Source organism: Shewanella indica, assembly GCF_033842865.1.
GTDB lineage: Bacteria > Pseudomonadota > Gammaproteobacteria > Enterobacterales > Shewanellaceae > Shewanella > Shewanella indica.
This window is the reverse complement of record NZ_JAWXXR010000001.1, coordinates 3,865,608-3,891,804: the sequence shown is the minus strand read 5'-3', so window position 1 is coordinate 3,891,804 and position 26,197 is coordinate 3,865,608. Positions and strand designations below refer to the sequence as shown.

Annotated in this window: 24 protein-coding genes; 13 read left to right on the top strand and 11 right to left on the bottom strand. The window is 50.5% G+C overall.

Annotated elements, in window-relative coordinates:
• Window positions 1-36 precede the first annotated feature (36 nt).
• Together SIL79_RS17445 and SIL79_RS17440 are read left to right on the top strand one after the other, a co-directional pair.
• A complete protein-coding gene (locus SIL79_RS17445; protein ID WP_039033259.1) occupies window positions 37-1,872 on the top strand; it encodes an AsmA family protein in 1,836 nt (611 codons plus the stop codon).
• Window positions 1,872-2,411 (top strand): BsuPI-related putative proteinase inhibitor, encoded by a 540-nt coding sequence (locus SIL79_RS17440; RefSeq protein WP_052247957.1) that lies wholly within the window; start codon window positions 1,872-1,874, stop codon window positions 2,409-2,411. The genes SIL79_RS17445 and SIL79_RS17440 overlap by 1 nt, the downstream gene beginning before the upstream one ends.
• Before the next feature lie 256 nt (window positions 2,412-2,667).
• Here the strand turns inward: SIL79_RS17440 and minE are convergent, their stop codons facing one another.
• From minE to minC, 3 genes are read right to left on the bottom strand one after another with little or no spacing between them, the layout of a single operon-like run.
• On the bottom strand, window positions 2,668-2,928 hold the full coding sequence (gene minE / locus SIL79_RS17435; protein ID WP_039033258.1) for a cell division topological specificity factor MinE: 261 nt from the start codon (window positions 2,926-2,928) through the stop codon (window positions 2,668-2,670).
• Window positions 2,929-2,931: 3 nt separating this feature from the next.
• Complete coding sequence (gene minD / locus SIL79_RS17430) at window positions 2,932-3,741, bottom strand: septum site-determining protein MinD (RefSeq protein ID WP_039033257.1); 810 nt, start codon at window positions 3,739-3,741, stop codon at window positions 2,932-2,934.
• A 26-nt stretch (window positions 3,742-3,767) separates the two neighbouring features.
• Window positions 3,768-4,433 carry a septum site-determining protein MinC gene (gene minC / locus SIL79_RS17425; protein ID WP_039033256.1) on the bottom strand — a complete coding sequence of 222 codons (666 nt, stop codon included), beginning with the start codon at window positions 4,431-4,433 and terminating at the stop codon, window positions 3,768-3,770.
• A 122-nt stretch (window positions 4,434-4,555) separates the two neighbouring features.
• Between minC and SIL79_RS17420 the strand changes: the two genes are divergently transcribed.
• The 3 genes from SIL79_RS17420 to SIL79_RS17410 are packed head-to-tail and all read left to right on the top strand — an operon-like array spanning window position 4,556 to window position 6,324.
• Window positions 4,556-4,843, top strand: coding sequence for a YcgL domain-containing protein (locus tag SIL79_RS17420; RefSeq protein WP_039033317.1), 288 nt, complete (start codon window positions 4,556-4,558; stop codon window positions 4,841-4,843).
• 15 nt (window positions 4,844-4,858) lie between these two features.
• Window positions 4,859-5,836, top strand: coding sequence for a lytic murein transglycosylase (locus SIL79_RS17415; RefSeq protein ID WP_039033255.1), 978 nt, complete (start codon window positions 4,859-4,861; stop codon window positions 5,834-5,836).
• Window positions 5,837-5,883: 47 nt separating this feature from the next.
• A complete protein-coding gene (locus SIL79_RS17410) occupies window positions 5,884-6,324 on the top strand; it encodes a YcgN family cysteine cluster protein (protein WP_039033254.1) in 441 nt (146 codons plus the stop codon).
• A gap of 82 nt (window positions 6,325-6,406) precedes the next feature.
• Here SIL79_RS17410 and dsbB read toward each other — a convergent pair whose 3' ends face one another.
• Both dsbB and nhaB read right to left on the bottom strand, forming a co-directional pair.
• Window positions 6,407-6,919 (bottom strand): disulfide bond formation protein DsbB, encoded by a 513-nt coding sequence (gene dsbB, locus SIL79_RS17405; RefSeq protein ID WP_039033253.1) that lies wholly within the window; start codon window positions 6,917-6,919, stop codon window positions 6,407-6,409.
• A gap of 138 nt (window positions 6,920-7,057) precedes the next feature.
• The gene (nhaB, locus tag SIL79_RS17400) at window positions 7,058-8,647 is read right to left on the bottom strand and encodes a sodium/proton antiporter NhaB (RefSeq protein WP_039033252.1); all 1,590 of its coding nucleotides are present in this window, start codon (window positions 8,645-8,647) and stop codon (window positions 7,058-7,060) included.
• Window positions 8,648-8,950: 303 nt separating this feature from the next.
• Between nhaB and fadR the strand changes: the two genes are divergently transcribed.
• On the top strand, window positions 8,951-9,670 hold the full coding sequence (fadR, locus tag SIL79_RS17395) for a fatty acid metabolism transcriptional regulator FadR (RefSeq protein ID WP_039033316.1): 720 nt from the start codon (window positions 8,951-8,953) through the stop codon (window positions 9,668-9,670).
• Between the two features lie 219 nt (window positions 9,671-9,889).
• On the opposite strand, the gene SIL79_RS17390 is transcribed toward fadR, so the two are convergent.
• Window positions 9,890-12,481, bottom strand: a complete 2,592-nt coding sequence (locus SIL79_RS17390; RefSeq protein WP_162206560.1) for a PDC sensor domain-containing protein — start codon at window positions 12,479-12,481, stop codon at window positions 9,890-9,892.
• 713 nt (window positions 12,482-13,194) lie between these two features.
• On the opposite strand from SIL79_RS17390, the gene SIL79_RS17385 reads away from it, so the two are divergent.
• The 3 genes from SIL79_RS17385 to SIL79_RS17375 all read left to right on the top strand — a co-directional run bounded on the left by SIL79_RS17385 (window position 13,195) and on the right by SIL79_RS17375 (window position 16,632).
• Window positions 13,195-14,286 (top strand): PfkB family carbohydrate kinase, encoded by a 1,092-nt coding sequence (locus SIL79_RS17385; protein WP_039033251.1) that lies wholly within the window; start codon window positions 13,195-13,197, stop codon window positions 14,284-14,286.
• On the top strand, window positions 14,280-15,197 hold the full coding sequence (locus SIL79_RS17380) for a pseudouridine-5'-phosphate glycosidase (RefSeq protein WP_039033250.1): 918 nt from the start codon (window positions 14,280-14,282) through the stop codon (window positions 15,195-15,197). Before SIL79_RS17385 ends, SIL79_RS17380 begins: the two co-directional genes overlap by 7 nt.
• Window positions 15,198-15,417: 220 nt before the next feature.
• Window positions 15,418-16,632: an RsmB/NOP family class I SAM-dependent RNA methyltransferase gene (locus SIL79_RS17375; RefSeq protein WP_039033249.1), complete on the top strand. Its 1,215-nt coding sequence runs from the start codon at window positions 15,418-15,420 to the stop codon at window positions 16,630-16,632.
• A 130-nt stretch (window positions 16,633-16,762) separates the two neighbouring features.
• Here SIL79_RS17375 and SIL79_RS17370 read toward each other — a convergent pair whose 3' ends face one another.
• Together SIL79_RS17370 and rsmF are read right to left on the bottom strand one after the other, a co-directional pair.
• Window positions 16,763-17,182, bottom strand: coding sequence for a secondary thiamine-phosphate synthase enzyme YjbQ (locus SIL79_RS17370; protein WP_162206561.1), 420 nt, complete (start codon window positions 17,180-17,182; stop codon window positions 16,763-16,765).
• A 476-nt stretch (window positions 17,183-17,658) separates the two neighbouring features.
• Window positions 17,659-19,062 (bottom strand): 16S rRNA (cytosine(1407)-C(5))-methyltransferase RsmF, encoded by a 1,404-nt coding sequence (gene rsmF / locus SIL79_RS17365; protein WP_071476576.1) that lies wholly within the window; start codon window positions 19,060-19,062, stop codon window positions 17,659-17,661.
• 71 nt (window positions 19,063-19,133) lie between these two features.
• Between rsmF and SIL79_RS17360 the strand changes: the two genes are divergently transcribed.
• Window positions 19,134-20,360 (top strand): nucleoside recognition domain-containing protein, encoded by a 1,227-nt coding sequence (locus SIL79_RS17360; protein ID WP_071237467.1) that lies wholly within the window; start codon window positions 19,134-19,136, stop codon window positions 20,358-20,360.
• A gap of 63 nt (window positions 20,361-20,423) precedes the next feature.
• Here the strand turns inward: SIL79_RS17360 and SIL79_RS17355 are convergent, their stop codons facing one another.
• The 3 genes from SIL79_RS17355 to SIL79_RS17345 are packed head-to-tail and all read right to left on the bottom strand — an operon-like array spanning window position 20,424 to window position 24,298.
• Window positions 20,424-23,045, bottom strand: a complete 2,622-nt coding sequence (locus tag SIL79_RS17355) for a PqiB family protein (protein ID WP_162206562.1) — start codon at window positions 23,043-23,045, stop codon at window positions 20,424-20,426.
• The gene (locus tag SIL79_RS17350; protein ID WP_071476579.1) at window positions 23,023-23,661 is read right to left on the bottom strand and encodes a paraquat-inducible protein A; all 639 of its coding nucleotides are present in this window, start codon (window positions 23,659-23,661) and stop codon (window positions 23,023-23,025) included. Before SIL79_RS17350 ends, SIL79_RS17355 begins: the two co-directional genes overlap by 23 nt.
• The gene (locus tag SIL79_RS17345; RefSeq protein WP_039033313.1) at window positions 23,651-24,298 is read right to left on the bottom strand and encodes a paraquat-inducible protein A; all 648 of its coding nucleotides are present in this window, start codon (window positions 24,296-24,298) and stop codon (window positions 23,651-23,653) included. The genes SIL79_RS17350 and SIL79_RS17345 overlap by 11 nt, the downstream gene beginning before the upstream one ends.
• A 195-nt stretch (window positions 24,299-24,493) precedes the next feature.
• Here SIL79_RS17345 and SIL79_RS17340 point away from each other — a divergent pair, with 195 nt between their 5' ends.
• The 3 genes from SIL79_RS17340 to proQ all read left to right on the top strand — a co-directional run bounded on the left by SIL79_RS17340 (window position 24,494) and on the right by proQ (window position 26,173).
• Window positions 24,494-24,781, top strand: a complete 288-nt coding sequence (locus SIL79_RS17340) for a YebG family protein (protein ID WP_039033243.1) — start codon at window positions 24,494-24,496, stop codon at window positions 24,779-24,781.
• Between the two features lie 13 nt (window positions 24,782-24,794).
• Complete coding sequence (locus SIL79_RS17335; RefSeq protein WP_039033242.1) at window positions 24,795-25,253, top strand: GAF domain-containing protein; 459 nt, start codon at window positions 24,795-24,797, stop codon at window positions 25,251-25,253.
• Window positions 25,254-25,516: 263 nt separating this feature from the next.
• Complete coding sequence (gene proQ, locus SIL79_RS17330; protein WP_039033241.1) at window positions 25,517-26,173, top strand: RNA chaperone ProQ; 657 nt, start codon at window positions 25,517-25,519, stop codon at window positions 26,171-26,173.
• Window positions 26,174-26,197 lie beyond the last annotated feature (24 nt).

Genomic DNA, 26,197 nt, shown 5'->3' with positions numbered 1-26,197 from the left:
GCGCCTTAGTCCTTATTGTTGAACAAGGAAACTATTATGAAAGTGGTTAAGTGGATACTGGGTATTTTCGCGGTATTGTTTCTCGGTCTGGTTCTGTATTTGACCTTGTTGTTTGATCCCAACGACTTTAAACCTCAGATTGTCGATGCGGTAAAAAAACAGACAGGGCGTGAATTGGTCATCAGTCAAGATCTCAACTGGACTTTTTTCCCGACTCTGGGAATTGAATTGGGCGGTATCAGCCTGAGTAACCCTGATGGATTTGATGAAAAACAGATGTTGGCGGTCAACCAGGTTGTCGCTGAAGTGGCCTTGATGCCACTGTTTCGTAAAGAAGTGGAAATTGCCCAATTAAACCTCGATGGTTTGAAACTGGATCTCATTACCCAGAAGGACGGCCGTACCAGTCTGGATGGGCTCAGTGGTGACACAGGTACGGCCAAAGAGCAACCCAAGGATACCGAAGGCAGTGCTCAGGGGCTGGCCAGTCTCAATATAGGCGGCATCAATATCACCAATACCCAAATTCATCTGCTCGACAAGCGCAGTGGCAGTGACCAAACCTTTGTACTTGAGTCCCTGACCCTGGGCGAGTTTTCGCTGGGTAAATTTGCCCCTCTGGCCTATAAGTTCAGCGGCAGCATGCCGGAGATGAAAATTGTCAGCGAGGGTAAAGGGCAATTGAAAATCTCAGCGGACATGAAGCAGTTGGAGATCACCGGCTTTGCCATTGACAATCGTGTCGAAGGCAAGAGTATGCCCGGCGGTAAGTTGAGCGCCGCTCTGAATGCTGATGTGAAATTGGATCTCAATCGTCAAAATGCCGAGTTGGTATTGAGTAGCCTCAAGGTGGCTGATATTGAAGGCAAAGGGGATCTCAAAGTGGCTTTCGGCGGCAAGATACCGGATGTGAAAGCCAACTTGGCTTTGGGAGAAATTGATCTCGACAAGTTGCTGCCGGCCAGTGAGGAAGGCAAAGCCGCAGCCAAAACCACTGAATCGGCAACGGCCGCCAAGGCCAGCAGTGAACCTGACTTGAGTGCAATGAAGCAGGTCAACTTCGCCATGGATTTAACGGTTAAGGCCATTAAAGTTGCCGGTTTGACCACTGAAAACTGGCAGATGGATCTGGTACTGAACAATGGCGTGCTGAATATGAAGCAGCTCAGTGCTGACTTGTATCAGGGCAAACTGATGACCAAGGCACAGCTTGACGGTCGCAATAAGGTTGCCAGCTACAATTTTGATACTCAGCTCAATGGCGTCAAAATTCAACCTTTACTCAAGGATGCGGCCGACTTGAAAATTCTGGCCGGGGCCACCGCTTTTAATGTCAAAGGTAAAGGCAAGAGCCTAATTCCGGATAACATCAAGCAGAACCTGGACGCCAACGGCAAGTTTGAAATCAGCGATGGTGCGCTCTATGGGGTGAATATCCCTTATATGATCCGCAGTGCCCAAGCCAAGCTTAAAGGTGATTTGTCGGCTCAGGAAGAGGGCGAACGCAAGACAGATTTCTCCAGCCTGACCGGCAGTTTCAGTCTGAAAAATGGTCTGGCCAATAACCCGGATCTCGCTATGGCATCACCACTCATTCGTTTGGCGGGTGCAGGTAGTGCCAACCTTATCAGTGAGCAGCTGGACTATAAGCTGAAAACCTCAGTAGTCGGCAGCCTCAAGGGCCAGGGCGGTGAAGGCAAGAATGATCTGGCCGGTGTCGAAATTCCGCTGATGATTTCCGGTTCATTCCAGGAACCCAAATTTGCACTCGATACTCAGGCGCTGTTTGATTCCAAGCTCAAGGAAGAGACCGAGAAGGTGAAAGACAAGCTTAAAGACAGCATCTTCAAAAAACTTGGAGGAGGTAATTGATGCGCGCCGTTTTGCCTTTGCTAGCGGTCTTGGCACTCGCTGGTTGCAGCGGCTCCAATGCCGCAACTACTCAGCCTGTGCCTCAAAAGAGCCCGACAGGGATGGAGGAACTCAGAATGCCGACACTGCACTTTGGTACCATCAAGAAAGCGCCTACACCGGCACTGTTTGAAGGTAAGCTGACGTTTAGCGATGTGGTTGATAAGCAACCTTTGCAGGTGATGTTGGAGATCCACAATCCCAAAGAATACGCGATTGGGATCCGCTTCAATTCTGGGATGACAGCTGATCTTTGGTTGGTGGATGATAAGGAACAGCGAGTCTGGGCTTGGTCAGACGAAATGATGTTCACTCAAGCAATCAGAGATACCAGCGTCAAGCCGGGGCAGACACTGAAGGTGATGTTCAAGGTGCCAGCCAAGGCGCTTGAGCGTATTGGTCCTGAGGGGTACAGTTTCCAGGCACGTTTTGAAGGTAAACCTCTGGAATCCAGTATGGCCGCTATGGCTATGTTGGAAGTGCCGGTGGCCAGGCGCTGATCCCCTAGGATAAATCAAATGCAGCTCTGGCAAAGCTGAAACTGAAATCCAAAATCCGATGATACAGACTCATCGGATTTTTTATGGGTGTTGTCGGCCGTTCTCCAAAGTTGCTTTTTACTGAAACCATCATTAAATAGCTTTTTGAGTGGCCTGCAAACAGCGCTTGGCAGAGGGAATTGTATTGGCAATGACCAGATAATAAAATGCCGTCTCTTTACAGAAACGGCATTATTTACATTGGTTTGCCCTTTAATCAGGGGCGTTCCGGCAGTGTCACATTGAGTTCGAGTACCGACAGGTTGTCATCGTTCTGATCCAACTGCACAGATACTTGCTCTTCAGAGATGTGCACATACTTGCGGATCACTTCAATTATCTCCTGCTTCATCTGCGGAAAGTAATCCGGTGCCCCGCGCTCACCGCGTTGATGGGCAACGATGATCTGCAAACGTTCCTTGGCAGTTGCCGCGGTGCTGCTTTTCTTGCTGCTTCTGAAATAATCGAGTAATGACATAATTTAGCTACCAAATATTCGTTTAAGGAATCCTTTCTTTTCTTCCGCGACAAAGCGTAGCGGAAGCTCTTCACCCAGCAGACGAGCCACAGTATCCTCATAGGCCTGCCCTGCATCGCTGTCATGATCTATGATCACCGGCACACCAGAGTTGGAAGCCTTGAGCACTGCCTGGGACTCAGGAATAACTCCAAGCAGATCTATTGCCAGGATCTCCTGCACATCTTCCACACTGAGCATTTCGCCGGTTTTCACCCTGGCAGGGGAGTAGCGGGTCAGCAGCAGATACTCCTTGATAGGCTCAAGCCCTTGTTCGGCACGGCGGCTACGGCTTTGCAGCATGCCTAGAATTCTGTCTGAATCCCTGACCGAACTGACCTCAGGGTTGGTTGTTACTATGGCTATATCGGCAAAATAGAGTGCCATCATAGCGCCGGTTTCGATACCTGCAGGGGAGTCACAGATGATGTAATCAAAGTCTTTGCTCAAATCATCGAGTACCTTGCCGACACCTTCCCGGGTCAGGGCATCCTTGTCCCGGGTTTGGGATGCAGGTAAAACGAACAGTTTATTGCAGCGCTTATCTTTGATAAGTGTTTGATTTAGATTGGATTCACCATTGATGACATTGACAAAGTCGTAAACAACCCTGCGTTCACAGCCCATGACCAAATCCAGATTTCGAAGGCCAATATCAAAATCGATAACGACAGTCTTATGTCCTTTGAGCGCCAAGCCGGTGGCGATAGCCGCGCTCGATGTGGTCTTGCCCACACCGCCTTTACCTGAGGTGACAACAATAATTTGTGCCATGTTCTATTTTATCCTTTCCATCTGCCTTATCCGGGCAGCGATTCAACGATTAATGACTCACCGCTGAGCCTGATACAACCACTCTTGGCGGTACAGTGTTGCTGCAGGTTTTCAGTCAACCAGTACTGTCCCGCAATCGAAACCAGTTCAGCTTCCATGGACTGGGCCAGGATCACGGCATGCTTATCGCCGTTGGCTCCCGCCATGGCTTTACCACGCAGTGCCCCGTATACATGAATGCTACCATCAGCAATGACTTCAGCGCCATTCCCTACTGCACCAAAAACGATTAAATCACCGTCTTTGGCGTAGATTTGTTGCCCTGAACGCACGTTTTGTTTGACGATCTTGGTGACCCTCGGGGGAGGCGGTGGCAGTTCGGATTGCTTTCCCGCCTTGATACTGGCTAACCCCTGGGCTTTGGCGGTTTCATTGAGATCCTTATCGGCTGCAGTTACCCCAACTATCACCAACTGTCTGTCGGTCAGTCCCTGGCGCAGTCCTTGGAGATCTATATCTGTGCCATTAACTTGACTCAGGTTTAGCACCAATGGAGCATTAATAAAAAACTGCGGAGCCTGGGCGAGCTTGCCATCGAGCTCTTTGAAAAGGGCGTCCAGATCAGGGGTGTTGATGTGAAGTACAGAGAGCGTAAAAGAAGAGCCTTTTAGCTCTAGACTAGGTTTTGGCATCCCGGCATCATTCTCCAGAAAATGAGCAGTCAGATTGCGTGACAGCGTTATATTCCAAGGCGTCCATGTTATAGTGTGCCCCGATAAGTGGCAAGTTTGAACCCATGGAAATTGATACAATTATGATCTGTGCTGTCTATAAAAGCCTGAAAAAAGCCGACACCTATTTATTCGTCAACAAGAAAGATCAGTTTGATGATGTACCTGCACCCTTGATGCAGGTATTTGGACCACCACAATTGGTCATGTTGTTACCGTTGCAAAAGAGGCGGCAACTGGGCATCGCTGATATTAACAAGGTAAAAGCAGAACTGGCGGAAAAGGGCTATTATTTGCAATTACCGCCGCCTCCGGTGGATATGCTGAAGGAGCTGAGACTTAGCAAGGGCCTGGATGATCACTCTGCTTAAGGAATAACGCATTTTATGGATAGACTTTCCCTGGTGTTTATTTCGCTGCTGGGCGCGTCGCTGACCAAGGTCTGCGTGGCCACCGAGGGCAGTTTCGAGCAGTATCTTGATATATTAAAACAGGACGCGGCAGCGAAAGGGATAGATCAATTCACCTTGAATAAGGCCTTCAGTCAAATAAAGCTGTTTAAAAAGGCCTCAAATGATGACAAGGCCATTCCAAAGCCTCCACAGGATTTGGAACATTATATCCCTCGGATTATCAATGAAGAGATGGTGGTCAAGGGACGGGTATTGGCTGAAGAGTATCGGCCGCTGTTGCTTGGGCTGGGAAAACAATACCGGGTGCAACCCAGGTTTATTCTGGCCCTTTGGGGACTCGAGTCGGATTTTGGCAATCAGCAGGGTAGTTATCCTGTGCTGTCTGTGACAGCGTCACTGGCCTATGAGGGGCAAGAGGCTTATCGCAAAGAGTTCATCTCGGCACTGAAAATTCTCGCGTCACAATCGGTCGACTTTAACGAGCTTAAGGGCTCGAGTACCGGCGCAATGGGGCCTTTGGGGCTGATGCCAAGTACCTACCTTCAATATGGCAGCGACGGCGATGGCGACGGCAAGGTCGATATCTGGAATAGTTTTGCTGATGGTTTGGCATCTGTGGCTAACTATTTGCGGCAAGCAGGCTGGGATGACACGCAAACCTGGGGACGTCAGGTTAAAGCACCCGAGTCGATAAAGAATGACCAATTGGGTGTAGGTTATCAGGCGAGTTTCAGTCACTGGCAGAAGTTGGGCGTTCGTCGTTACGATGGTGGTGATCTACCAGGCCGAACTGATATGCAGGTGTCACTGATCATGCCTGATGGCAAACGTGGTCGTCACTATCTCGTGTATCAGAATTATCGCGCCTTGCGAAGCTGGCAGGATTCAGATTATTTCGCTTTGGCAGCGGCCTATCTTTCCGAACGGATCAAGTATCCATCCTCAAAATAGTGTAAAATAGCGGTTACGCAAGTTTTCAAGAACGAATCAACAAGTTTATGTCCTTCTGGTTAACCAAGACCCTGGCCGAAATGACTCCCGATGAATGGGAGTCTCTCTGTGATGGCTGTGGCAAATGCTGTCTCAACAAGCTCATTGATGATGAAACCGATGAACTCTACTATACCAATGCGGCTTGTAAGTTATTGTCTGATAAAGATTGCAGCTGTATTCATTATGAAAAGCGCTTTGAATTTGTTCCCCAATGTACTGCGGTGACGGCGAATAATATCGGGGAGCTGGACTGGCTACCGGATAGTTGTGCTTACCGGCGTTTGTATCAGGGACGACCATTACCCGCCTGGCATCCGCTTTTGACCGGTTCCAAGAATGCTATGCATGAAGTGGGGATGTCGGTGAAAGATAAGACATTGAGTGAAACTAAAGTCAGGGATCTGGAAGATCATATTGTGCTTTGGCCGCTGAAAGATTTGGATTAATACTATTTATATAAAAAAGCCAAACAAATCATGTTTGGCTTTTTTATATTTAGAAAACCTGAAAGCTTGATTGTGGAAGCAATCAGTTGCGTCTTTTGCTCAGAATTGGCATAGCGTAGAGCAGTAGTGCCAACAGGTAGGTGGCAAAAGCAACAATCATCCACTGCGACATAGTGATGCCGATAAAGCTCCAGGGAATATCGGTGCACATGCCTGTTGGCATAAATACCGAAGGGAGCCATTCATGCAGTGGCATCCAGGAAGGGAAGTCCGGCAGAAATGAGCAAGTGGAAAAGGGTGAAGGGTTTTGCTGCATATCATTGAGTTCAATGGCTAACCTCAGTCCCCAACTGGCGCTAAACCCCCATAGCAAGGCGGCAAGCAGTCGTACGGTACGTATTCCCGGCGCCAGAAAACCTATGATGCCGGCCAGCAGTAAACCCAACACCGCCAGGCGCTGGTAGATACACATAACGCAAGGCTCGAGTTGCATTACGTGCTGAAAGTACAGTGCAGCAAGCTCCAGAGACAGGGCGCTGAGCGCCAGAACTCCCCAAGCTATGCGGGAGTGGGCGAAACGTATCATTGCAGTCAAATCTATTCTCCATTGATGACCATCAGTCCGGGGTGAGGTGGGATAATTCCTAAGATGGGTGCCAACCCCATAAAAAAACGCCCACCAAGGGGCGTTTTTTGGACTCTACTGAAACCCAAAGGTTCAGTCAATAATCGACTAATGACCTACAGCAGCACCTTTACCCAGCACTTCTTGAGCGCTGTGGTGCAGGATCATACCTGAGTCGTAGAAGTATTGGGTCATCTGCTCCAGGAAGCCTAACTCAATGGTCAGTACACCAACAATGGACAGTACGATAGTGTATGGCAGGGCCATCCAAACCATACGGCCATATGAGAGACGGATGAGCGGAGCCAGAGCTGAGGTCAGCAGGAACAGGAAGGCCGCCTGACCGTTAGGAGTCGCTACAGAGGGCAGGTTGGTCCCAGTGTTGATGGCAACGGCAAGCAGGTCAAACTGATCGCGGGTGATCTGGCCATCAATCAGCGCGGCTTTCACCTCGTTGATATAGACAGTACCCACAAACACGTTATCGCTGACCATGGACAACAAGCCGTTGGCCACATAGAAGATAACCAACTGCATATTGCCTTCAAAGCCGAGAGCCCATTGGATGACAGGGGCAAACAGGCCTTGATCGATAATCACACCTACAATGGCAAAGAATACCGCCAACAGTGCGGTAAATGGCAGGGCTTCTTCAAAGGCTTTACCCAGGGCGTGTTCATCGGTAATACCGTTGAACGCCGTGGTCAGAATTATCACTGACAGACCGATGAGACCAACTGATGCCAGGTGGAACGCCAGACCGACAATCAGCCAAATACCAACCAGAGCTTGGATAACCAGCTTCATCTTATCTTTACTGGTTCTGTGGGCATCTTCGTGGGCCGCAAATTCCACCAGAATTTTGTGCACAGCCTCAGGCAGTTGGGCGCCATAACCACAGATGCGGAATTTTTCTACCAGCATACAGGTAATGATACCGGCAAAGAATACTGGCACAGTCACAGGCGACATCCGCAGGGCGAATTCGGAGAATTGCCAATTGGCCTGAGCGGCTATGATCAGGTTTTGTGGCTCACCCACCATGGTGCACACGCCACCGAGGGCAGTACCAACCCCGGCATGCATCAAGAGGTTACGCAGGAAACCACGAAAGGCCTCCAATTCTTGGGCATTGAGTTGTTCACTACCATCCGAGGTGTGGTCATGATCGGCGCTGAAGTCTTTACCGGACGCCACTTTATGGTAAATGGAGTAGAAGCCTATTGCCACGGCAATGATCACTGCGATAACCGTCAAGGCATCGAGGAACGCCGACAGGAAGGCAGAGGCGACACAGAACATCAAGGATACAACTATTTTGGAACGTACCTTGGTGATCATCTTGGTAAATACATAAAGCAGTAACTGCTTCATGAAGTAGATACCGGCCACCATAAATACCAACAATAGTAATACTTCGAGGTTGGCCTCAATCTCGTGTAACACTTGGCTGGGGCTGGTCATTCCGATGAATACGGCCTCAATCGCCAATAAACCGCCTGGTTGCAGAGGATAGCACTTAAGTGCCATGGCCAGAGTGAAGATAAACTGCACGACCAAAAACCAGCCCGCAACAAAGGGATTGATACTGAAGAGTATCGGGTTGATGACAAGAAAAATCAGTATTGCAAGCTTGTACCACTTGGGTGAGTTACCCAAGAAGTTACTCATAAAAGCCTGAATCGGTGTAGCAGGCATGTCTTCCTCTCTAATCTGTTATAAGTGGTTGTAACGTCATTGTTTGACGAACGGTAAAATTTGCGTAGTTCAGTCTAGCCTAAAGATAAACTCAATGTAATGATTAGGGTATACAGGGATTTCAAAAAGCGGATCTCGAGCGCAAAATTCAGTGACTGCTGATTTGAACTTGGTCACTTTTATAGCAATTATTGAGAACTCTACAGGGCTGGATTTCCCATTTGTGATCTGATGGTTTTCATTTTTCGTCGCTCTGGTATGATCTGTGGCCAGAATAATGCTAACAATCGGAAAACCGGGCTGATGATAATCAATGCCAAAGGACCTGCAAGTTTTGCAGAGAAATATATAGTGCGTTCAATCTGGGAAAATAAGTTTCCCCCCGGCTCCATACTTCCTGCGGAACGGGAATTATCAGAGCTTATTGGCGTTACCCGTACGACTTTAAGAGAAGTGTTACAGCGTTTGGCCCGCGACGGTTGGTTGACTATTCAGCATGGCAAACCCACCCGAGTGAATAATTTCTGGGAAACCTCAGGACTTAACATTTTGGAGACGATTGCCGATCTCAACCCGGAAGGTTTTCCTGTACTGGTTGATCAGCTCTTGTCCGCCAGAACCAATGTCAGTGCCATCTATTTTCGTGGAGCGCTACGGCATAACCCGGATACTGCGGTCGAGGCACTGTCTAAAATCCATGATCTGGAAGATGAAGCAGAGGCTTATGCCGAGTTTGACTACCAGTTGCATCACACCCTAGCGTTTTCATCGGGGAACCCTCTGTATGTGCTTATCCTAAACGGGTTCAAAGGGTTGTATGCCAGAGTCGGACGCTACTATTTCAGTAGCTCCGAGGCTCGGGCCTTGGCATTGGCTTTCTATCAAAAACTTGAAACCCTGGCCAAGGACAAAAATTATACTCAAGTACCGGCCTTGATGCGATCTTATGGTATTGATAGCGGCATCATGTGGCAAAAATTACGTGATGCTATGCCGTTGGAAATGGCTCAGGATAACCAATAAATATTTAAAGAAAGTGCGAATAAGCCCCATGTATGCACTGCTTGCAGGGCTGGATGCAAGCAGTGCAAGCAGCAAATGGCCTATCCTTTTCCCTAAGTTTGGGTTCCTGTAAACACTTGCTATGTTACTTGTCTGATATGATAAGTGACCTTTGTTAACTCAGGGTGCTTGGTTAAATACTTTGAGTTAATATCAACTTCTCAATATACAGCTTATGTTTTAGCTCATTGATTCTAAAGGAATAACCAGCCTTATATGGCTGTATTTGTCATCATCGACGCTTATGGTCATCTCCCCAAGCAACTTTAATCTAACGTAATCTTGCAAGTTGACAAGGGAATCTGTTGCGCTGGGTTCTTTCGCTACATGCTCAGGATTTGTTTCCCTTCTGTTGGTTAGCCTAGTCTCGAAATGATGTTCATCTATTTTGGTGGCGTTGAGCGTGATGCATGAACCTTGGGGAGTATCATGTAATATTTGTCTCAACAAAGGGTAGAAGAGCAATAATAATTGCCATGGTTTGGCGCCAGGTAGGAGCTTTTCTTCAATAATTATTCTTATTTCAACATCGGCTTCAGTAAATGCAGATGCCAACAGAGCCTGCATATGGAAGACAAACTCGTCGAAGTAGAGCGCTTTGATTTCTGTTTGAGGATGGTTAACCAAGGCCAAAAGATGGCGTAATCTGGCGGACTCAGCCAAGATAAGCTCTTTGGACTCTTGTTGTATTTCGCCTATGTCAGGCTCGAACAGTCGGGATCCCAAGTGATCAAAAGCGCTAGATAGCTCACAGATGAGCTGACCAAATAAATTGGGGAGTTGTAACTCCTGTTCCTGCATCAATGTTGTGCTGAGGCTGAGTAACTGGGACTTGCTTTGTGCTTGTTGCAACATGGTTTCCAACTGCTCAAGCTGTTGCTGCTGTTGTTGGATGGTACGTTTGTTACGCTTATTGAGATCAACCTGCAATTCCAGGGCCTGTTCCAGTTGTCGCTCTTGTCGTTTGTGACTGGAAAGGTCAAATGCTATGGCGCCTATGCCGCAGATCTCGGCAAATTCATCCCGAATTGGGAAGCGGGTTACTTGAAATGTCACATCTCCCAGAGGGGTTGCTATGGGTTCTTCAGAGCAGAACGGACTGTGATTGTTTATCACTCTTTTATCATTGGCCTGGTATATTTGCGCCAAGCCAAGCGGAAATACCTGAGTATCATTGGCGCCGATAAATTGATTGCGTTCATGGGCGGTTATTTCGCAGTATTTATCATTAACTAGTGTGTATTTACCAGTCAAGTCTTTGATATATATTATATTTTGCGAGTGATTCATTAAGGCATTCAGCTGCTCGGTACGTATTTTTAGGACTTGTTGGGCCTTATACTGTACTTCCAGCTGTTGCTCCAGCGCCAGGTTACTGGCGTCCAGGCTAGCCATAGTTGTTTCCAACTGCCGGGTACGGGAGATAAAGCTGCCGGCTAATATCCCCAGTTCATCTTCTCTATCTCTGGCATCCAACTCCAAACGGGCAGGGTTGTTTTCTCTGAGCGCCTCGGCCATACGGCTAATAGGTTTAATAAATAACCTGTGTTGAACCAGAAACAGCAGTAACAGCGCCAGCAGTTGAATTGCAACAAGATAGATACCCACTTTACCGGCTATTAAGGTTGCATCTTTCTTGAGCGAGGACAGTGGCGTAACTATTACTATTTTCCAATAGGTCTTTGGCATCAAAAATACCGAAACCAGTGCAGGTTCCTTGAGCAAGGGGTCTTGATTAAGCTCTTGAGTTAACAAAAGTTTGGCATTTGCTGGCCATTCTCTGGCAGAGTTATTGATTATAGTATTGAGTAACGCAGCGTCTGTTTCATCACGGTCCCCCAACAAGGATGCCAATTGTTGATTGCTAAAGGCTTTGTGTTGGTTTGCCTGTTGGATAAGTACTTGATCCGCACTGCGAAGCGCTTCACCAACGAATTGGAATTCTGGGAAAAGGCGTTCCAAACGTTGAAAATCATCTAAACTCAGCGGCTTTTCTCGAGTATTGTCTTGAAACTCATCTTCCCAGGGGGATGCGAGTAAGTGGTTGCGATAATCAAGGGCAAACACATAACCACTAAGATCTTTCAGGGCGCCTCTAAAGAAACGGTTCAGGCCTCCCAGGCTAATGTCTACAGTGGCGGCACCAATAAATTCATGATCTTGCCAAATAGGAACAGACGCTGTGACCATGGCTTCTGCAGTGTAAGGATCACGATAGGCACTTGACCAGAAGGTTCTGTCTGCCGGGAAAAAGCGTGTCGGTTTATACCAATCTTCGTTATGGTAACCTTGTTGGGGTTGTTCATTATAACTGTTGAGTTGCTGCAATTCGCCATAACCGTCTCGATACCAGAAGAGGCTGTCAAGAATTTTTCCCGGTTCAAAAGCTCTTGGTTCGGGCCAAATACCGCCGCCGGTAATCATTTCCTTTTGGGTATCTAATTCCAACACAGATTTGATACTGGCCTGAAGTTCAAATTCGTTGCCACGATACAGAGCTCCGAGGTTCGCCATGGTACTGACCAGGCTTTCTATTTGGGAGGTGACTTCCTGCAGTCTTGCGGTAACGACTTGACCATAACTTTGATTCAATGCTCTTTGTTGGCTAAGCAACTGGTTACGTTGGATGCTGAGCAGTACAAGTACAGTACTGATAACGATAAGAGCGCTGATAATTAACTGGCTGAGGGCAAATTTAACCGGCAGGCGTTTCAACCAGCCGGGAAGCCAAGGTAATGGGTTGGATTGTTGCTTCGCCTGGTTCCCTTGCATATATCCTCAGTAATAAGCCTTTAAATCAGTTGCTTAATATAATTCCTGATGGGAGCTTAGCCTTCCCGGAAACTTGCCCCCAGTTAAATTATATCGTTTAGTGTCTGAGGGTTATAACAAGACTATGGGCGTGTAATCAGACGACTGACGTGTAGCCGACGCGATCTGTAAAAGGTGTATATATGTTCATCATTTTCGTGACTGAATAAACCCTGATATGGAAAGGTATAGTATAACCTATTGAGAAAACCCGCCATTTTTCTATGTCTCATCAGAGCTCTGTTACTTTGATGCGAAAAAGGGTCACCGGCTTTGGTTGTCTCCAAATGGCTGTCAAGGTATCTGAATGAAAGCGAGTTGAGTTCTGCAGCAATGGAACTACCAACTCTTTGGCGGAAGAGGCTGTCCGGCAATTTATTTTACTCGCCGAAGTCTCCCATTTTGTTGAGTTTCTTTAATCAACAGCATAGCTCAGCCTCTAATTTGTTGCGGTTAACTTTGCCCCCCAAAGCACCTGTTAATCTTAGGTGTAATTTATAACCCAACCCACTGATATATAGCTGTTAAACCTTGTTTCCTACTTGTTGGGATTTGTTGGGTGGATCACGAAGTTATCATTCAGGGTTAAATTTTACTTGCCTACACTTCATATAGTGTTTACTGTGCAAACAAAAGTTTGTCACGGAAACAAATGTTTGTGCAGGAGCGCGCCAATGACAGAACGTGAACTCGAAATTCTGGCCCTGATTAAAGCTGACCCATTGATCCCACAACAAAAACTAGCTGATCAATTGGGCATAACCCGCTCGGCAGTCGCAGGTCATATCATGAACCTGACTCATAAAGGTGTGATCCGTGGTAAGGGTTATATCCTGGTGGAGAACCCCTATGCTGTCGTGATAGGCGGTGCCAATATGGATATTCTTGGTCGGCCGACTTCCAAGCTAAGGGTAGGGGATTCCAATCCTGGCAGCGTCAGTTGCTCACCCGGCGGTGTTGGGCGCAACATTGCCGAAAACCTGGCGCGCCTGGGTTCAGATACTCGATTGGTGACGGCGATAGGCAAAGACGCTTATGGTGAGATGATTACCGCCCAGTGTCGTCAGGCCGGCGTCGATATGGGCAACAGCTTGCAGTTTGAAGACGCGGTGACCTCCACCTATCTTTCGGTATTGGATGGCGACGCCGATATGCATGTAGCCATCAATGACATGGCCATTCTTGAAAGATTGGGCCCTGAAGTGCTCAAGGGGCTTGAAGATATGCTGCGCCGCGCCGAACTTCTGGTGTTGGATACCAACCTTTCTGAAGCCGCCTTATCCTATCTTTTGAGCAACTTTCCTCAAGTTCCGGTATTTATTGACACGGTTTCCTGTGTCAAGGCGATGAAAATCAAGCCTTATCTCAACGCCATCCACACCCTCAAACCCAACCTCAAGGAAGCCGAACACCTCTCCGGCATCGAAATGCGCAGCAAAGAAGACTTAAGCGCCATCGCTAACTGGTTCCATGAACAGGGCGTCAAGCGGATCTTCCTCAGTATGGGCAGTGAAGGGGTATTTGTCAGTGATGGCGGCGAGTCGCAGATGGTGCCCACCAAGCAGGTGGAAATGGTCAATGCCAATGGCGCCGGAGATGCCTTCCTGGCCGGATTGGCTCACGGTTGGCTCAAGCAGTGGCCATTGCTGGAAACCACAGAATTTGCGATGGCAGCGGCCCGTTTGGCGCTGTCTCATATCGCGACTATCAACCCCAATATGTCTGAAATCTCTGTAAACCGTATTATCAAGGAGTCGTTATGCTGAAGCAGTATCTGGATATTCATCCTGAAGTTCAAGCAGCCCTGGAACAAGGCAAGCCGGTGGTCGCACTGGAGTCGACCATTATTTCTCATGGTATGCCGTATCCGCAGAACGTTGAGACAGCGCTCAAGGTGGAGCAGATCATCCGTGATAATGGCGCTGTGCCTGCAACTATCGCCATTCTCAAGGGCCGCCTTAAAGTGGGCATGAGCCAGGAAGAGATCAATTACCTGGGCAAGGCCGGTGAAGCCGTTATTAAAACCAGTCGCCGCGACATTCCCTTTATTGTCGCCAAAGGTGCAGACGGTGCCACCACGGTTGCTTCTACCATGATCCTGGCCGCAATGGCCGGTATTAAGGTGTTTGCTACCGGTGGTATCGGTGGTGTACACCGCGGCGCTCAGCAAACTTTCGATATCTCTGCCGATTTGCAGGAGCTGGCCAACACAGATGTGGCCGTGGTTTGTGCCGGTGCCAAGTCTATTCTGGATCTGGGCCTGACCCGTGAATATCTGGAAACGCAAGGCGTGCCTGTCGTTGGTTTCCAAACCGATAAACTGCCGGCTTTCTACACTCGCGAGAGTGACTTCGGCGTCGACTATCGCTTGGAGCAGCCGGTAGAGGTCGCTGCTGCCATGAAAGCCAAGTGGGACATGGGGCTTAAGGGCGGTATGGTGATTGCCAACCCAATTCCCCATGAGCATGCGTTGGATAAAGCACTGATCGATGGTGCCATCGCCCGCGCAGTGACTGAAATGGATGAGAAAGGCATAGGCGGCAAGGCTTCAACGCCGTTCCTGTTGGCCAAAGTTGCCGAAATTACCGAAGGTCACAGCCTGACTGCCAACATAGAGCTGGTATACAACAATGCCAAGCTGGCGGCTGAGATTGCCCGCGAGTACGTGGCTCGTTAACAAGACGGCATTCAAGGTTACTTGAGCTAACTCAACCAACCCGGCGATTGCCGGGTTTCTTTTGGGATGACATATCGCCCCTGAGCCAAAGCATGCCAAAGCTCAAATCGGGTAAATAGTGTCTTAAAACGGGATTAATCCGGCCAAAGCCGCTCAAGCCCCTTGCAGAGCCGGGGGCGAACTCCTATGATCCAGCGGTTTTCCATCCCGAGGCCCAAATATGCTTAACTCCCCGCTTAGCGAACATGCCAGTGAGCTGGTCATTGCGATTCTCAATCAGGTACTGACTCAAGGTGCGCCGCTGGACCGCGCCTACTCAAAGCAGTTTGCACCTGAGCGGCTCAAGCCTTGGGAGCAAGCCAGAATTGCTCTGGTCACCGGGGATATTTTGCGCCGTTTAAGTTATTACAGTTTTTTGGCTGATGTTGCAGCGGAGCAAATTGAGCGTGAAGGCACCCGGCTCATCAACGCCTGGCATATGGCCAATGGCCTTGAGCTGCCGAAAATGCGCTACGCGCTGCAGATGGACAGTGAACTGCTTGAGCAGCGGATGGCGGCGGCCCAAGCACAGCCTGCGCTGCTCGATGGTTGCCCGCAATGGCTCGAAGCGCTAGGGAGTGAACAACTGGGGGACAACTGGCCGGCGGAGCGCCACGCCTTGACTCAGGCCCCCAAACGTTATCTGCGCACCAATTTACTTAAGTGCAGCCGGGAAGAACTCAAGGCTCGTCTTGCCAAGGAAGGGGTGGAGACTTGTGAAGTCCCCGAGGTTGCCAGTGCTCTTGAAGTGATTTCCGATTCAGCGCTGTTTCGCACCGAATGCTTTAAGTCGGGCTGGTTTGAGCAGCAGGATGCCGGCTCGCAACATGTTGCCGAAGCCCTTGGGGTCGAACCCGGGATGCGGGTCATTGATGCCTGCGCCGGTGCCGGCGGCAAGACGCTGCACCTGGCCGCAAAAATGCAGGGCAAGGGACGATTACTGGCGATGGATGTCGAGCAGTGGAAGCTGGATAACCTTAAGCAGCGGGCCCGCCGCGCCGGCGCCCACAATGTGGAAACCCGGCTTATTGCATCAAGCAAGACCATCAAACGTTTGAAACTCAGCGCCGACAGGGTACTTTTAGATGTGCCTTGCTCAGGACTTGGGGTGCTGAAACGCAACCCGGACACCAAATGGCGTGATACCCCTGAGCGCTTGCCGGTGCTGATGGAGCTGCAGGAGCATATTCTCGGCAGTTACAGCCGCATGGTGAAGGTGGGCGGGATCCTGGTTTATGCCACTTGCTCGATTATGCCGCAGGAAAACGAGCAGCAGGTAGCGCGTTTTCTGAAGCAGCAAAGCCATTTCCGCTTACTCGATGAGGAAACCATCAGCCCGGCCAAAACCGGTTTCGATGGCTTCTATCTGGCAAGAATTGAGCGGATAGCCGAGTAACAATCAAGCCTGTTTGAGTCATATTGACTTAAACAGGCGGTTTTACATCCGCCTCAAAAAGCATCTCAACAAAAGCATCTCAACAAAAACCGCGCCGCTCACACTTACCGGTTTGCCTAGTCTTGCCGCTTTATTCCCCCTGCAGGGTCAACAGCAGGCGGCGCCGACCGCCATTGTCTCTGTGCTCGCCAAGATAGATCCCTTGCCAAGTACCCAGTGCCAGTTCTCCGGCGCTGACAGGCAGCAGCAGACTGGTACCCAGCAGGCTGGATTTAATATGGGCCGGCATATCATCGGCGCCCTCATAGGTGTGGCGAAAGTAAGAGGTATTTTCGGCCACGGCGTGATTGAACCAAGCCTCAAAATCCTGCCGCACCGTGGGATCGGCGTTTTCGTTGAGCGTCAGCGAGGCAGAGGTATGCAGCAGTTGCAGGTGCAACAGGCCGCAACTGACGTAAGGCATATCATCAAGAGCCTTGGCAATATCCTCGCTTATTAAATGAAAACCACGTTGCTTGGGGCTTAAGGTCAATTGTTGCTGACGCCACATTGGCACTCCTTAAAACGGTTAACATCAAAAGAAACAGCCTTTAGACAATGCATTGTATCTCTTTCAATGTTGTCACTCCAAGAAGAAGAGGTGCCTGCCCTAACCGCAGAGCAGGATATTAAATGCCCGGGTGATAAGGTGTTTACCTGGTTTGTTGTAACCTTAGTGGCAGTAAATAAAAGTTATGAGCTGTTATTCAGCTGGAAAGTGGGCAAAAAAAGGCCCAAAACTATTCCAATTGTTTTGGGCCTAGGGGAATGGCTCATGGTTGAGCCGTGCGCTAATGTTGAGATCCGACAGGGTTGGCTATCTCTGAATAAATATTAGCCGATAACCGCTGAAAGATGCATTTAGACAGTGGATTTGTTAGCACTAATTGTTATAAGGTATAACCAAAATGCGAGCGCTGAAACAGATTGACTGGGTAATCCACTCTTTTTAATGGAATACTAACTATAGCAGCTTAGTGTTTGGGTTCAGGACAGACAAATTTTGTCTTTGACCAGTTCCCGCGGTAGATTGTTTTTCAGCCGGTTGCCCAGATGTTTACCCAGCCCAAGCACTTGCCCGCCCCAGGTCAATACCAGCTCACCACGGGCCTTTTCACTGCCATCCAGCGCGATATCCCGTCCCATCAGATAAGCCTGAGCCTCAGGCTCTGTAACTTCATAACCCTTGTCGGCGGTTACTCCCAAGGCCATTAAGGCTTCATGGCGCAGTTTCAACCCATGCTTACTGTCATCGGCAAGTTTAAGGCCGATACGTTGATAACGCATCTTGCCGATAAAGGGCTCAAAGTCGCTGGGAAACAGCCAGTACTCCTGATCCCTTATCCAGAGGCTGCCTTCGGGAAGCGTTTTGCCAAGCAACCGCTGCAGCTCGGCGGCGATGGCCTGTTGCTGTTTGGTACTGGCGGGAGTGAAAGGAAACTGCTTTTGCTGTTTGGGTTCATCACTTTCGCGCGCCACTGAACTCAGTTTACGCACCTTGGCAACAAAGAAACCTTCGCTGTCATAGATTTGCGGCCAAATATGCAAGAATCCCTCGGCAGTGCAGGCTTTTTCTGCCCCGGTAAACAGTGAATCAAGTGACTCAAAGACCACGGCAGCGCCATATTTTTGCTTGAGGTGTTGCAGTACGGCCTGGTTTTCCTGGCTGTTGAGGGTACAGGTGGAGTACACCATTACCCCGCCTGGCTTAAGTGCCAGAAAGGCGGAATCTATCAGGTCCTTCTGGGTGGCGGCAATGTCGGCTATCTCCTGTGGATCCCAGTGTTTGAGGGCATCCGGATCCTTACGTACCGTGCCTTCACCGCTACAGGGGGCATCGAGCAACACGGCATCCATGGATTCATACTGGTATTGGCCGAACACCCTGGCATCGAAGTGGGTCAGTGCCGTATTGCTGACCCCCATTCTCTGCAGATTGGCATGAAGCACTTTGACGCGGCTGGAGGAGTATTCGTTGGCGATCAGCACGCCTCCATTGGCCATCATGGCCGCCATTTGTGTGGTCTTGGATCCCGGCGCCGAGGCCATATCCAGCACCCGCTCCATTCCCGGTTCAAGCAGCGCCGCGGGTGGCAGCATGGAGCTCGCCTCCTGAATGTAAAACAGCCCTTGCTGATGTTCGATACAGTTTCCGGGTTGGCTATCACCCGCCTGGTACCAAAAGCCTTCTGGGCACCAGGGAATGGTTTCAAACTGCCAGCCTTTGGCTTGCATTCTCGAGAGGAATTCATCGACGCTGATTTTGAGGGTGTTGACCCGCAAGGCGGCTCTCAATGGTAAGCTGCAAAAGTGAATAAAATCCTCGAGCTTGAGATGTTCTGGCAGATCCTTGGCGATACTGTTGATAAAATTCTGATTTAATTGAACCATAAACAAAAAGGGTGACCCCGGGATGGCGGCAGTATAGCACACTCGGGCGCGGCGACTGTGGGGTGTTTTAGGTGTTGAACCGGGTTTGGAGTCTGTTCTTTATTATCGCGCTCGGAGCGATTTTGCTGCGTTTGATGAGCGGCGATGCGACCGTTCTCAATGAGTCTGTCACGGCGATGTTTGACAGCGCCAAATTGGCCGCGGAAATAGCCCTGGGATTGATTGGGGTGTTGACCCTGTGGATGGGGCTGATGCGTCTCGGGGAAAAAGCCGGAGTGATTGCAGCCATCGCCTGGGTATTTGAGCCGCTGCTCAGCAAGTTGATGCCGGAAGTGCCAAGAGGCCATCCCGCCTATGGCAGCGTCACCATGAACCTGACCGCCAATATGCTGGGGTTGGACAATGCCGCCACACCATTGGGACTTAAGGCGATGGCGGATCTGCAAAGCCTGAACCCCGACAAGAAGACCGCCACCAATGCCCAGATCCTGTTTTTGGTGCTCAATACCTCTTCTGTGACTTTGGTACCCGTGACGGTTTTTCTGTACCGGGCGCAGCAAGGGGCGGCTGATCCTGCCGACATTTTCCTGCCTATTTTGCTTTCGACCCTGGGCTCGACCCTGGCGGGTTTGAGTGTGGTGGCGCTGGTGCAAAGGATACGCTTGCTGGATTGGGTGGTGCTGAGTTATGGCGCAATACTGCTCGGCGGTCTCAGCGCCGGAGTGATGTACCTGTTGACCCTGGGAGCCGAGCGGATCGGCGAAGTCTCCGCCATGCTGGGGAACGGTTTGCTGCTGGGGATCATCTTTGCCTTTGTGTTGGTGGCGCTGCTTAGGCGGGTGGCGGTTTACGATGAATTTATCGAAGGCGCCAAGTCGGGGTTTGAACAGTCGGTGCGGCTCATTCCTTATCTGCTGGCCATGCTGCTGGCGATAGCCTTACTGCGCGCCTCCGGCGCGCTGGATTATCTACTCGGGGTTATTGCCGCTTTGGTGAGCCATATGGGGATGGATGGCCGCTTTATCGATGCCTTGCCAACCGCCCTGATGAAGCCTTTGAGCGGCTCAGGCGCCAGAGCCATGATGCTGGAAACCATGGCCCATTACGGCGTCGATTCTTTTGCCGGTAGGCTGGCAGCCATTTTCCAGGGTAGTACTGAAACCACTTTTTACGTGCTGGCAGTGTATTTTGGTGCCGTCGGTATCCGCAATGGCCGCCACGCACTGGCTTGTGGCTTGTTTGCCGATCTGGCGGGTATCTGCACTGCTATCGCCGTGTGCTATTGGTTTTATGGCTGAGGTGAAACATAGGTAGGATTACAGACTTAAAAAAACGGGGCTCAGACGAGCCCCGTTTGGGTTTTATGGCTGGCTGAGTCTTGGGCGCCAGTTGAGCCAGTCGCGCTCGGGTTTGTCATGAAGTGGCATCAGACTCTGGTTTTCAAGCGGTTTGCTGCTTTGATTGTCGAGCTCAGTGACCACTCCTATGCCGCCGGCGAGTATGGTTTCCAATGAGCCGGTTTCGATTTGGGCTCCGGAAAACAGCCCCAAATCGACCCGAATACCGGACAAGTCGTAGAACCTGCTGCTCTGGTTGATAAGATGCCGATAAGGCGCAGCAATCTGGGTCTGGATCCAGACTTCATCGCCCTTGGGCGCCAGCCGGTAACTGGTTACATCGCCAATTTGAATGCCGCGAAAGAAGATCCCTGTGCCTACGTTGACCGAGCCCAGGCTGGGCTTGCTCAGCACCAGTTGCAGCGCATCGGCCTCTGGGGCAACCGCCGTGTGTACTTGGCCATTGAACTGTTGGCTTACTTCGGCGGCTTGGCCCGGCAGGGCACTGATATAGGCGCCGGTCAGCAGGGTTTCCGGTGCCTTTATGCCCTTAAGGGATATTTCGGCGTTGACCAAGCTGTAGCGACTGTCGCTTTTGAGAAACGGCTCGGCATAGCGGCCATAGAGAAAGGCACTGAGTTGCTGGCTGTTGAGATCGTCACTCAAGGTTACCCGGGTGACTTCACCAATCTGATGCCCCTGATAGCGGATAGCGGCACCTGGTTTGATAGTGGCACTGGCCGGGAAACTCAGCCCAATGGCAACGGCCTGATTGCGCGCCAGTGACTCGGAGGCATAAAGCTGCTTATTGTTGGGCTCGCCTTGCTCCAAAAAGCCCAAACTGATACTGCCCTTGATGGCACCGGCCAGCGGCGCGACATCCAGCTTGACTCCCGAAAGTCCGGCATCGATTGACACCGCCTGGTTGCGCCAAAACACGGCATTGGGTTTGAGCAGGGGCGCAAAGGTATGGTCTATGGCGAGCGCAATGGCAAATCTGTCATCCTGGCTCTGCCAGCTGACCTGTTTCACCTGTCCTATCTGCATCTTCTTGTAGTAGACAGGTGCGCCCGGGCTCAAGTCGGCGCCATCATCGCTGTAGAGCTGCCATTTTAGCTGCTCCATGCCTTGGTAATAGTGGCCGGCCTCGGCACTCGAGGCAAACAGCGGCAACGGCTTGGAAAGATCGGCGCCCTTGCGGCTTTGGCCGCGTCTTAAGCTGACACTGCCCTTGGTGAGAGTCGTAAAATCGCCGCTCTTGAGGCTGACGCCGTCCAGTGAGGCGTTGAAGTCCAGCGCGGCTTCGGCGATGAAGTCACTGCCTTGAGTCAGCAACGGGGCAAATTCGGGCAACACCTCGGCCTGGTACTCTACCGAGTTAAAGTCCTGACTCAGGGCAACCGAAGTGACCTTGCCTATGGCGATCTTCTTGTACCTCAGCTCGGCATCTGGGCTGATGCCGGGGTTTTCATCGGCTCTAAGCGTTATCTTTAGCGCCTTGGCCTTGCTGAGATCCGGCGCCTGCTCGGCCAAGGCGTAACGGGTTTGGGCCTCGCCCGTACCCGGGAGAAAGGCGATGGCATCGCCGCTCAGCAATCGGCCCGGGTGTTTTATGCCGGACAGTGACAGCTCAGCGCCTTCACGCCAAAACTGCGCCGTGCCGGTCAAAAGACTCGAGTAGGGGGCGTCCAGGCGGGCATGCAGCGCCACGCCGTCATCGGCCAGCACTATCTCTTCGATTTCCCCTATGGGCAAACCGCGGTAGAGAATGGGGCTGCCCTTGTTGAGGCCATCGGCGTTTTTTGCCGACAGAATAAAGCTGGCGCCGCCACTGGCTTCTGTTTCATTGTCATATAGGGTGAAACTATCGCCGTTTACTGCGTTCTTTGAGCTTTCGGGGGAATCAAAGTTGATGCCGCCGGCGAGTATCGCCGCCAGGCTCTCTGCGCTGACCTTAACGCCGGAAAGCGAGGCGTTGATCTCTATGCCGGAGACATTCCAAAAGCGGGAATCTTTCTTGACCAGATAGGCATATTGCTCCTGAATAAAGGCGCTTAGCAGCAATTTGTCGCTGTTGTCGAGTCGATAGCTGACCACACTGCCGACCGGTACCTGGCGATAGAATACCGGAGAGCCCACATCCAGTGAGCCAAGGCGCTCGGCGCTCAGTTCAATCACTAAACCATCATTACTGGGCAGCACCGGCGGGGCAGAGCGCTCGGCCTCGTAGCGGTAACGCGAATCGCCATCCCCGGGTTGAATACCTATATAGTTCCCCGAGAACAAGGCATCCAAACCCTCGACACCTGTGATGGATGCCTTGGGTGTCACCAGCCAGAACTTGGTTTCATCCTTGAGGAAAGGCTCGGCGCGGTAGTCCATCAAGACATCGACGTTAACGCCCTGCAGCTCTTCATCGATGGAGATATCCACCACCTTGCCGACGGTCAGGCCCTGATAGCGCACCAGTGTCTTGCCCACATCCATACCGCTGGCACTGGGGAAGTGGATCCGCACTTCAATGCCGGACTCCTTGATGCTCTTCAGCCCCAGCCAAGCGCCTAAAGCCAACGCCACTATAGGTAACAGCCAGATGGGGGAAAAAAGCTTCTTTTTGACTATTTTAGGCTTTTCGATTTGCGTCATCTTCAGTGTCCAGTTGATCCCAAAGTAAACGTGTATCCAACACCTTGGCCGCAAGTTGGGTAAAGAGGATGACCAAGGCAAACGCGGTTGCCGCCGGCGCCGGTTTGGCGTCCAGCAATTGCCCCATATTAACCAGGGCAACGGTAATGGATATGACAAACAGATCCAGCATAGACCAGCGTCCAATCCATTCTATGATATGAAACCCGGCCATCATTGGCCGTTTGGGGATAGGCAGGTTGAAACTGATCGCCGTCAGATAGAAAGCCAGGCCGATAATCTTCAGCCAGGGCACCAGAATACTGGCGGTAAAGACTATGATGGCAATGGGTAACATATCCGACTGTACCAGATGGGTGATGCCGGAAAAAATGGTGTCGTAGGTGACCTTGCCCTGTTTGGTGAGCATGGTAATGGGATAGATGTTGGCCGGGATCAACAAGATGGCCGCAGTGATCAACAAAGCCCAGCTTTTTTGCAGACTGGTTTCATCCCTTAGCCTGAGCGGGTTTTGGCAGCGGCTGCAATACTCATCCTCTATCTGATTGAGTTTTTTACAGGCGGGGCAGGTGCACATGCCCATGTCTTTGCCCTGGAGCTGCTTTTTAGCTTTCATCGAGAAAACTCCACATATGCTCCAGGTTATATTCGCGCTGCAGGAAGAGAGTCACCAAGAACAGCATGGTAAAACAAAAGGTTCCCATGCCAAAGTAAACATCAGAGAAGTCGGACAACTGAAAGGCGGAAACCAGGAAACTGATCACATAAATTTCCAGCATGGTCATTTGCGACAGCAGGCCTTGCTTCTTGAGCAGCCAGGTGAGAACCCCTCGCCAGAAGTGATGCTGCACCAGACCTGCCTTGATGATCAGCACTTGGATAAAAATCGATAGGTTGAGTACTCCGGGGGCGATGACGGCCGCCACCAACACAGCAATCCCCACTATCCAATAACCTTGGTCCATCACCGCCAAGGCGCCCTGGTATGCGGTCGTGGTTCTGACACTGCCGAGAAAGTGCATTTCCAGCACGGGTAGCAGCATGGCGGGCAGATAAAACAGCAGGGCGCTGATACATAGCGCCAGCATGCCATTGATGGAGCAGTAGGGGGCATCATAAAGCGCCGTATGGCATCTTGGACAAAGCGCTCTGACGCCGGAGGGCAGGGCACGTTTGCTCACCGCCAGATCACAGGCGCGGCAGAGCACTATGCTGCAGTCCGGTTTGTTGTCGCTTGGATTATACGCTTTCAAATGCTGGATATGTCCTGTTCTGGCCATGGTGACCCAAGCTTAATCGTCAACACGCTAACAGCGCTGCTTGTGGTCCATTGGAGTGAGTCGACAAAACAAACTCGCAAATACTATCAGAAAGAGCGCGTCTCTTGCATCTATAGCGCATTTTATGTCAATCTATTTACTGTATATTTAAACAGTGTGAGGAAGGTCATGGCCGTTATAACTCAGTACGTTGTGGTCAGAGAAGGGGTTGAGAAGATGACATTTACATCTAAGAAGGAGGCTGACGCCTACGATAAGATGCTCGACATCGCGGATAACTTAATCCCCTTTATCCAAGGTAGTGAATTGGAATTGGATGATAATACAACGGAAAAACTTGCTTTTTATTTAGCTTCTCATAAAGATACATTGGCGAATCTGCTCAAGGGCGCCCCGGTAAAAGCGCCGGCTCCCGCCAAGAGCAGCAAGAAAAAGACGGAATCAGAAAAAGCATAACCCGGAACCCCAGATGAAAGCTCAGTTTTACGATACGCTCAACCGTCAGGTACAGGCACTGTTTGCCGGTGAAGACGATATGATTTGTGCCATGGCCAACTTCTCTGCTTTGTTGAATGAACACCTTGAGGACATCAATTGGGTGGGCTTTTATCTGCTCAAAGGCGAGCAATTGGTGCTTGGGCCGTTTCAAGGCAAACTGGCATGCACCCGAATTCCAATGGGTAAAGGTGTCTGTGGCACCGCGGCTGCCAAGGCCGAGACTCAGTTGGTTGAGGATGTACATCAGTTTGCCGGACATATCGCTTGTGATGCCGCCAGTAACTCGGAAATTGTGATCCCTGTTTACCAAAAGGGTGAGCTGATTGCCGTACTGGATATCGACAGCCCCAGCCTGTCGCGTTTCGATAAAGAGGATCAAACCGGACTGGAGAGCCTGGTGCAGAGTCTGGAAAAGTGCTTATTTGGTTAATTCCCGTACAATCTGCCACAATTGATGGTCGCAATAAGGCGCACGCAGCTTATAATAGGCGGCTGCTCTGAGGGCCAAATGACCGTTTGTGGTGCTTGGTCGTATCAGGCTGAAATGTTAAGTTTTGTGTCATGCCTTTGGCTATGGCTGAATGCATGCTAATTTGTACGTTATCCCCCAAGGGGTTAACGAAGATGAACGACGCCGTGAGTACAGCAGACCTAACTGACCACTGACGTCCCCTGTTAACTGTGGAAGTAATGATGGAATCAACAGAAAAGTTGACCGACACCAACGCTATTCTGGCGTATTTGTATGAAACATTTCCTTTGTGCTTTATCGCTGAAGGAGAAACCAAACCACTGAAGATAGGACTGTTTCAGGATTTGGCTGAAAGGTTGGCTGATGATTCCAAAGTCAGTAAGACCCAACTTAGGGTCGCCCTGAGACGCTACACCAACAGTTGGCGTTATCTTAAGTGCATCAAGGAAGGCGCACAGCGAGTGGATCTCGATGGTAACCCTTGCGGCGAGCTGGATCCGGAGCATATTGAACATGCCAAGGCCACGCTGAAAGAGAGCCAGGAAAAGGCCAAGGCCCGCCGTGCGGCTGAGCCTGCCAAAGAAGGCGAAGCCAAGAAAAACAGGCCTGCGCGCAAGCCACGTCCTCAGGGGGATAAGCCCCGCAACGAGCGTCCTCGTAGTGACAAGAAAGTGGCCCGTAAGCCGAAGCCCGCTGCTCCAGCCGTGGAACTGGTTCCAGCCGTGTTGGAAGAGCTGAAACCTTCACAGCGAGTGAATGTCAAATTGGGTATGACGCCGGTAGCCGGTGTGATCCTCGACATCAATAAAGAAGATGTTCACGTTCAACTGGATTCCGGCCTGTCAGTCAAGGTCCGTGTGGAACATATTCTGCTGTAAAATCATCAAATAGAAAGGAGTAAC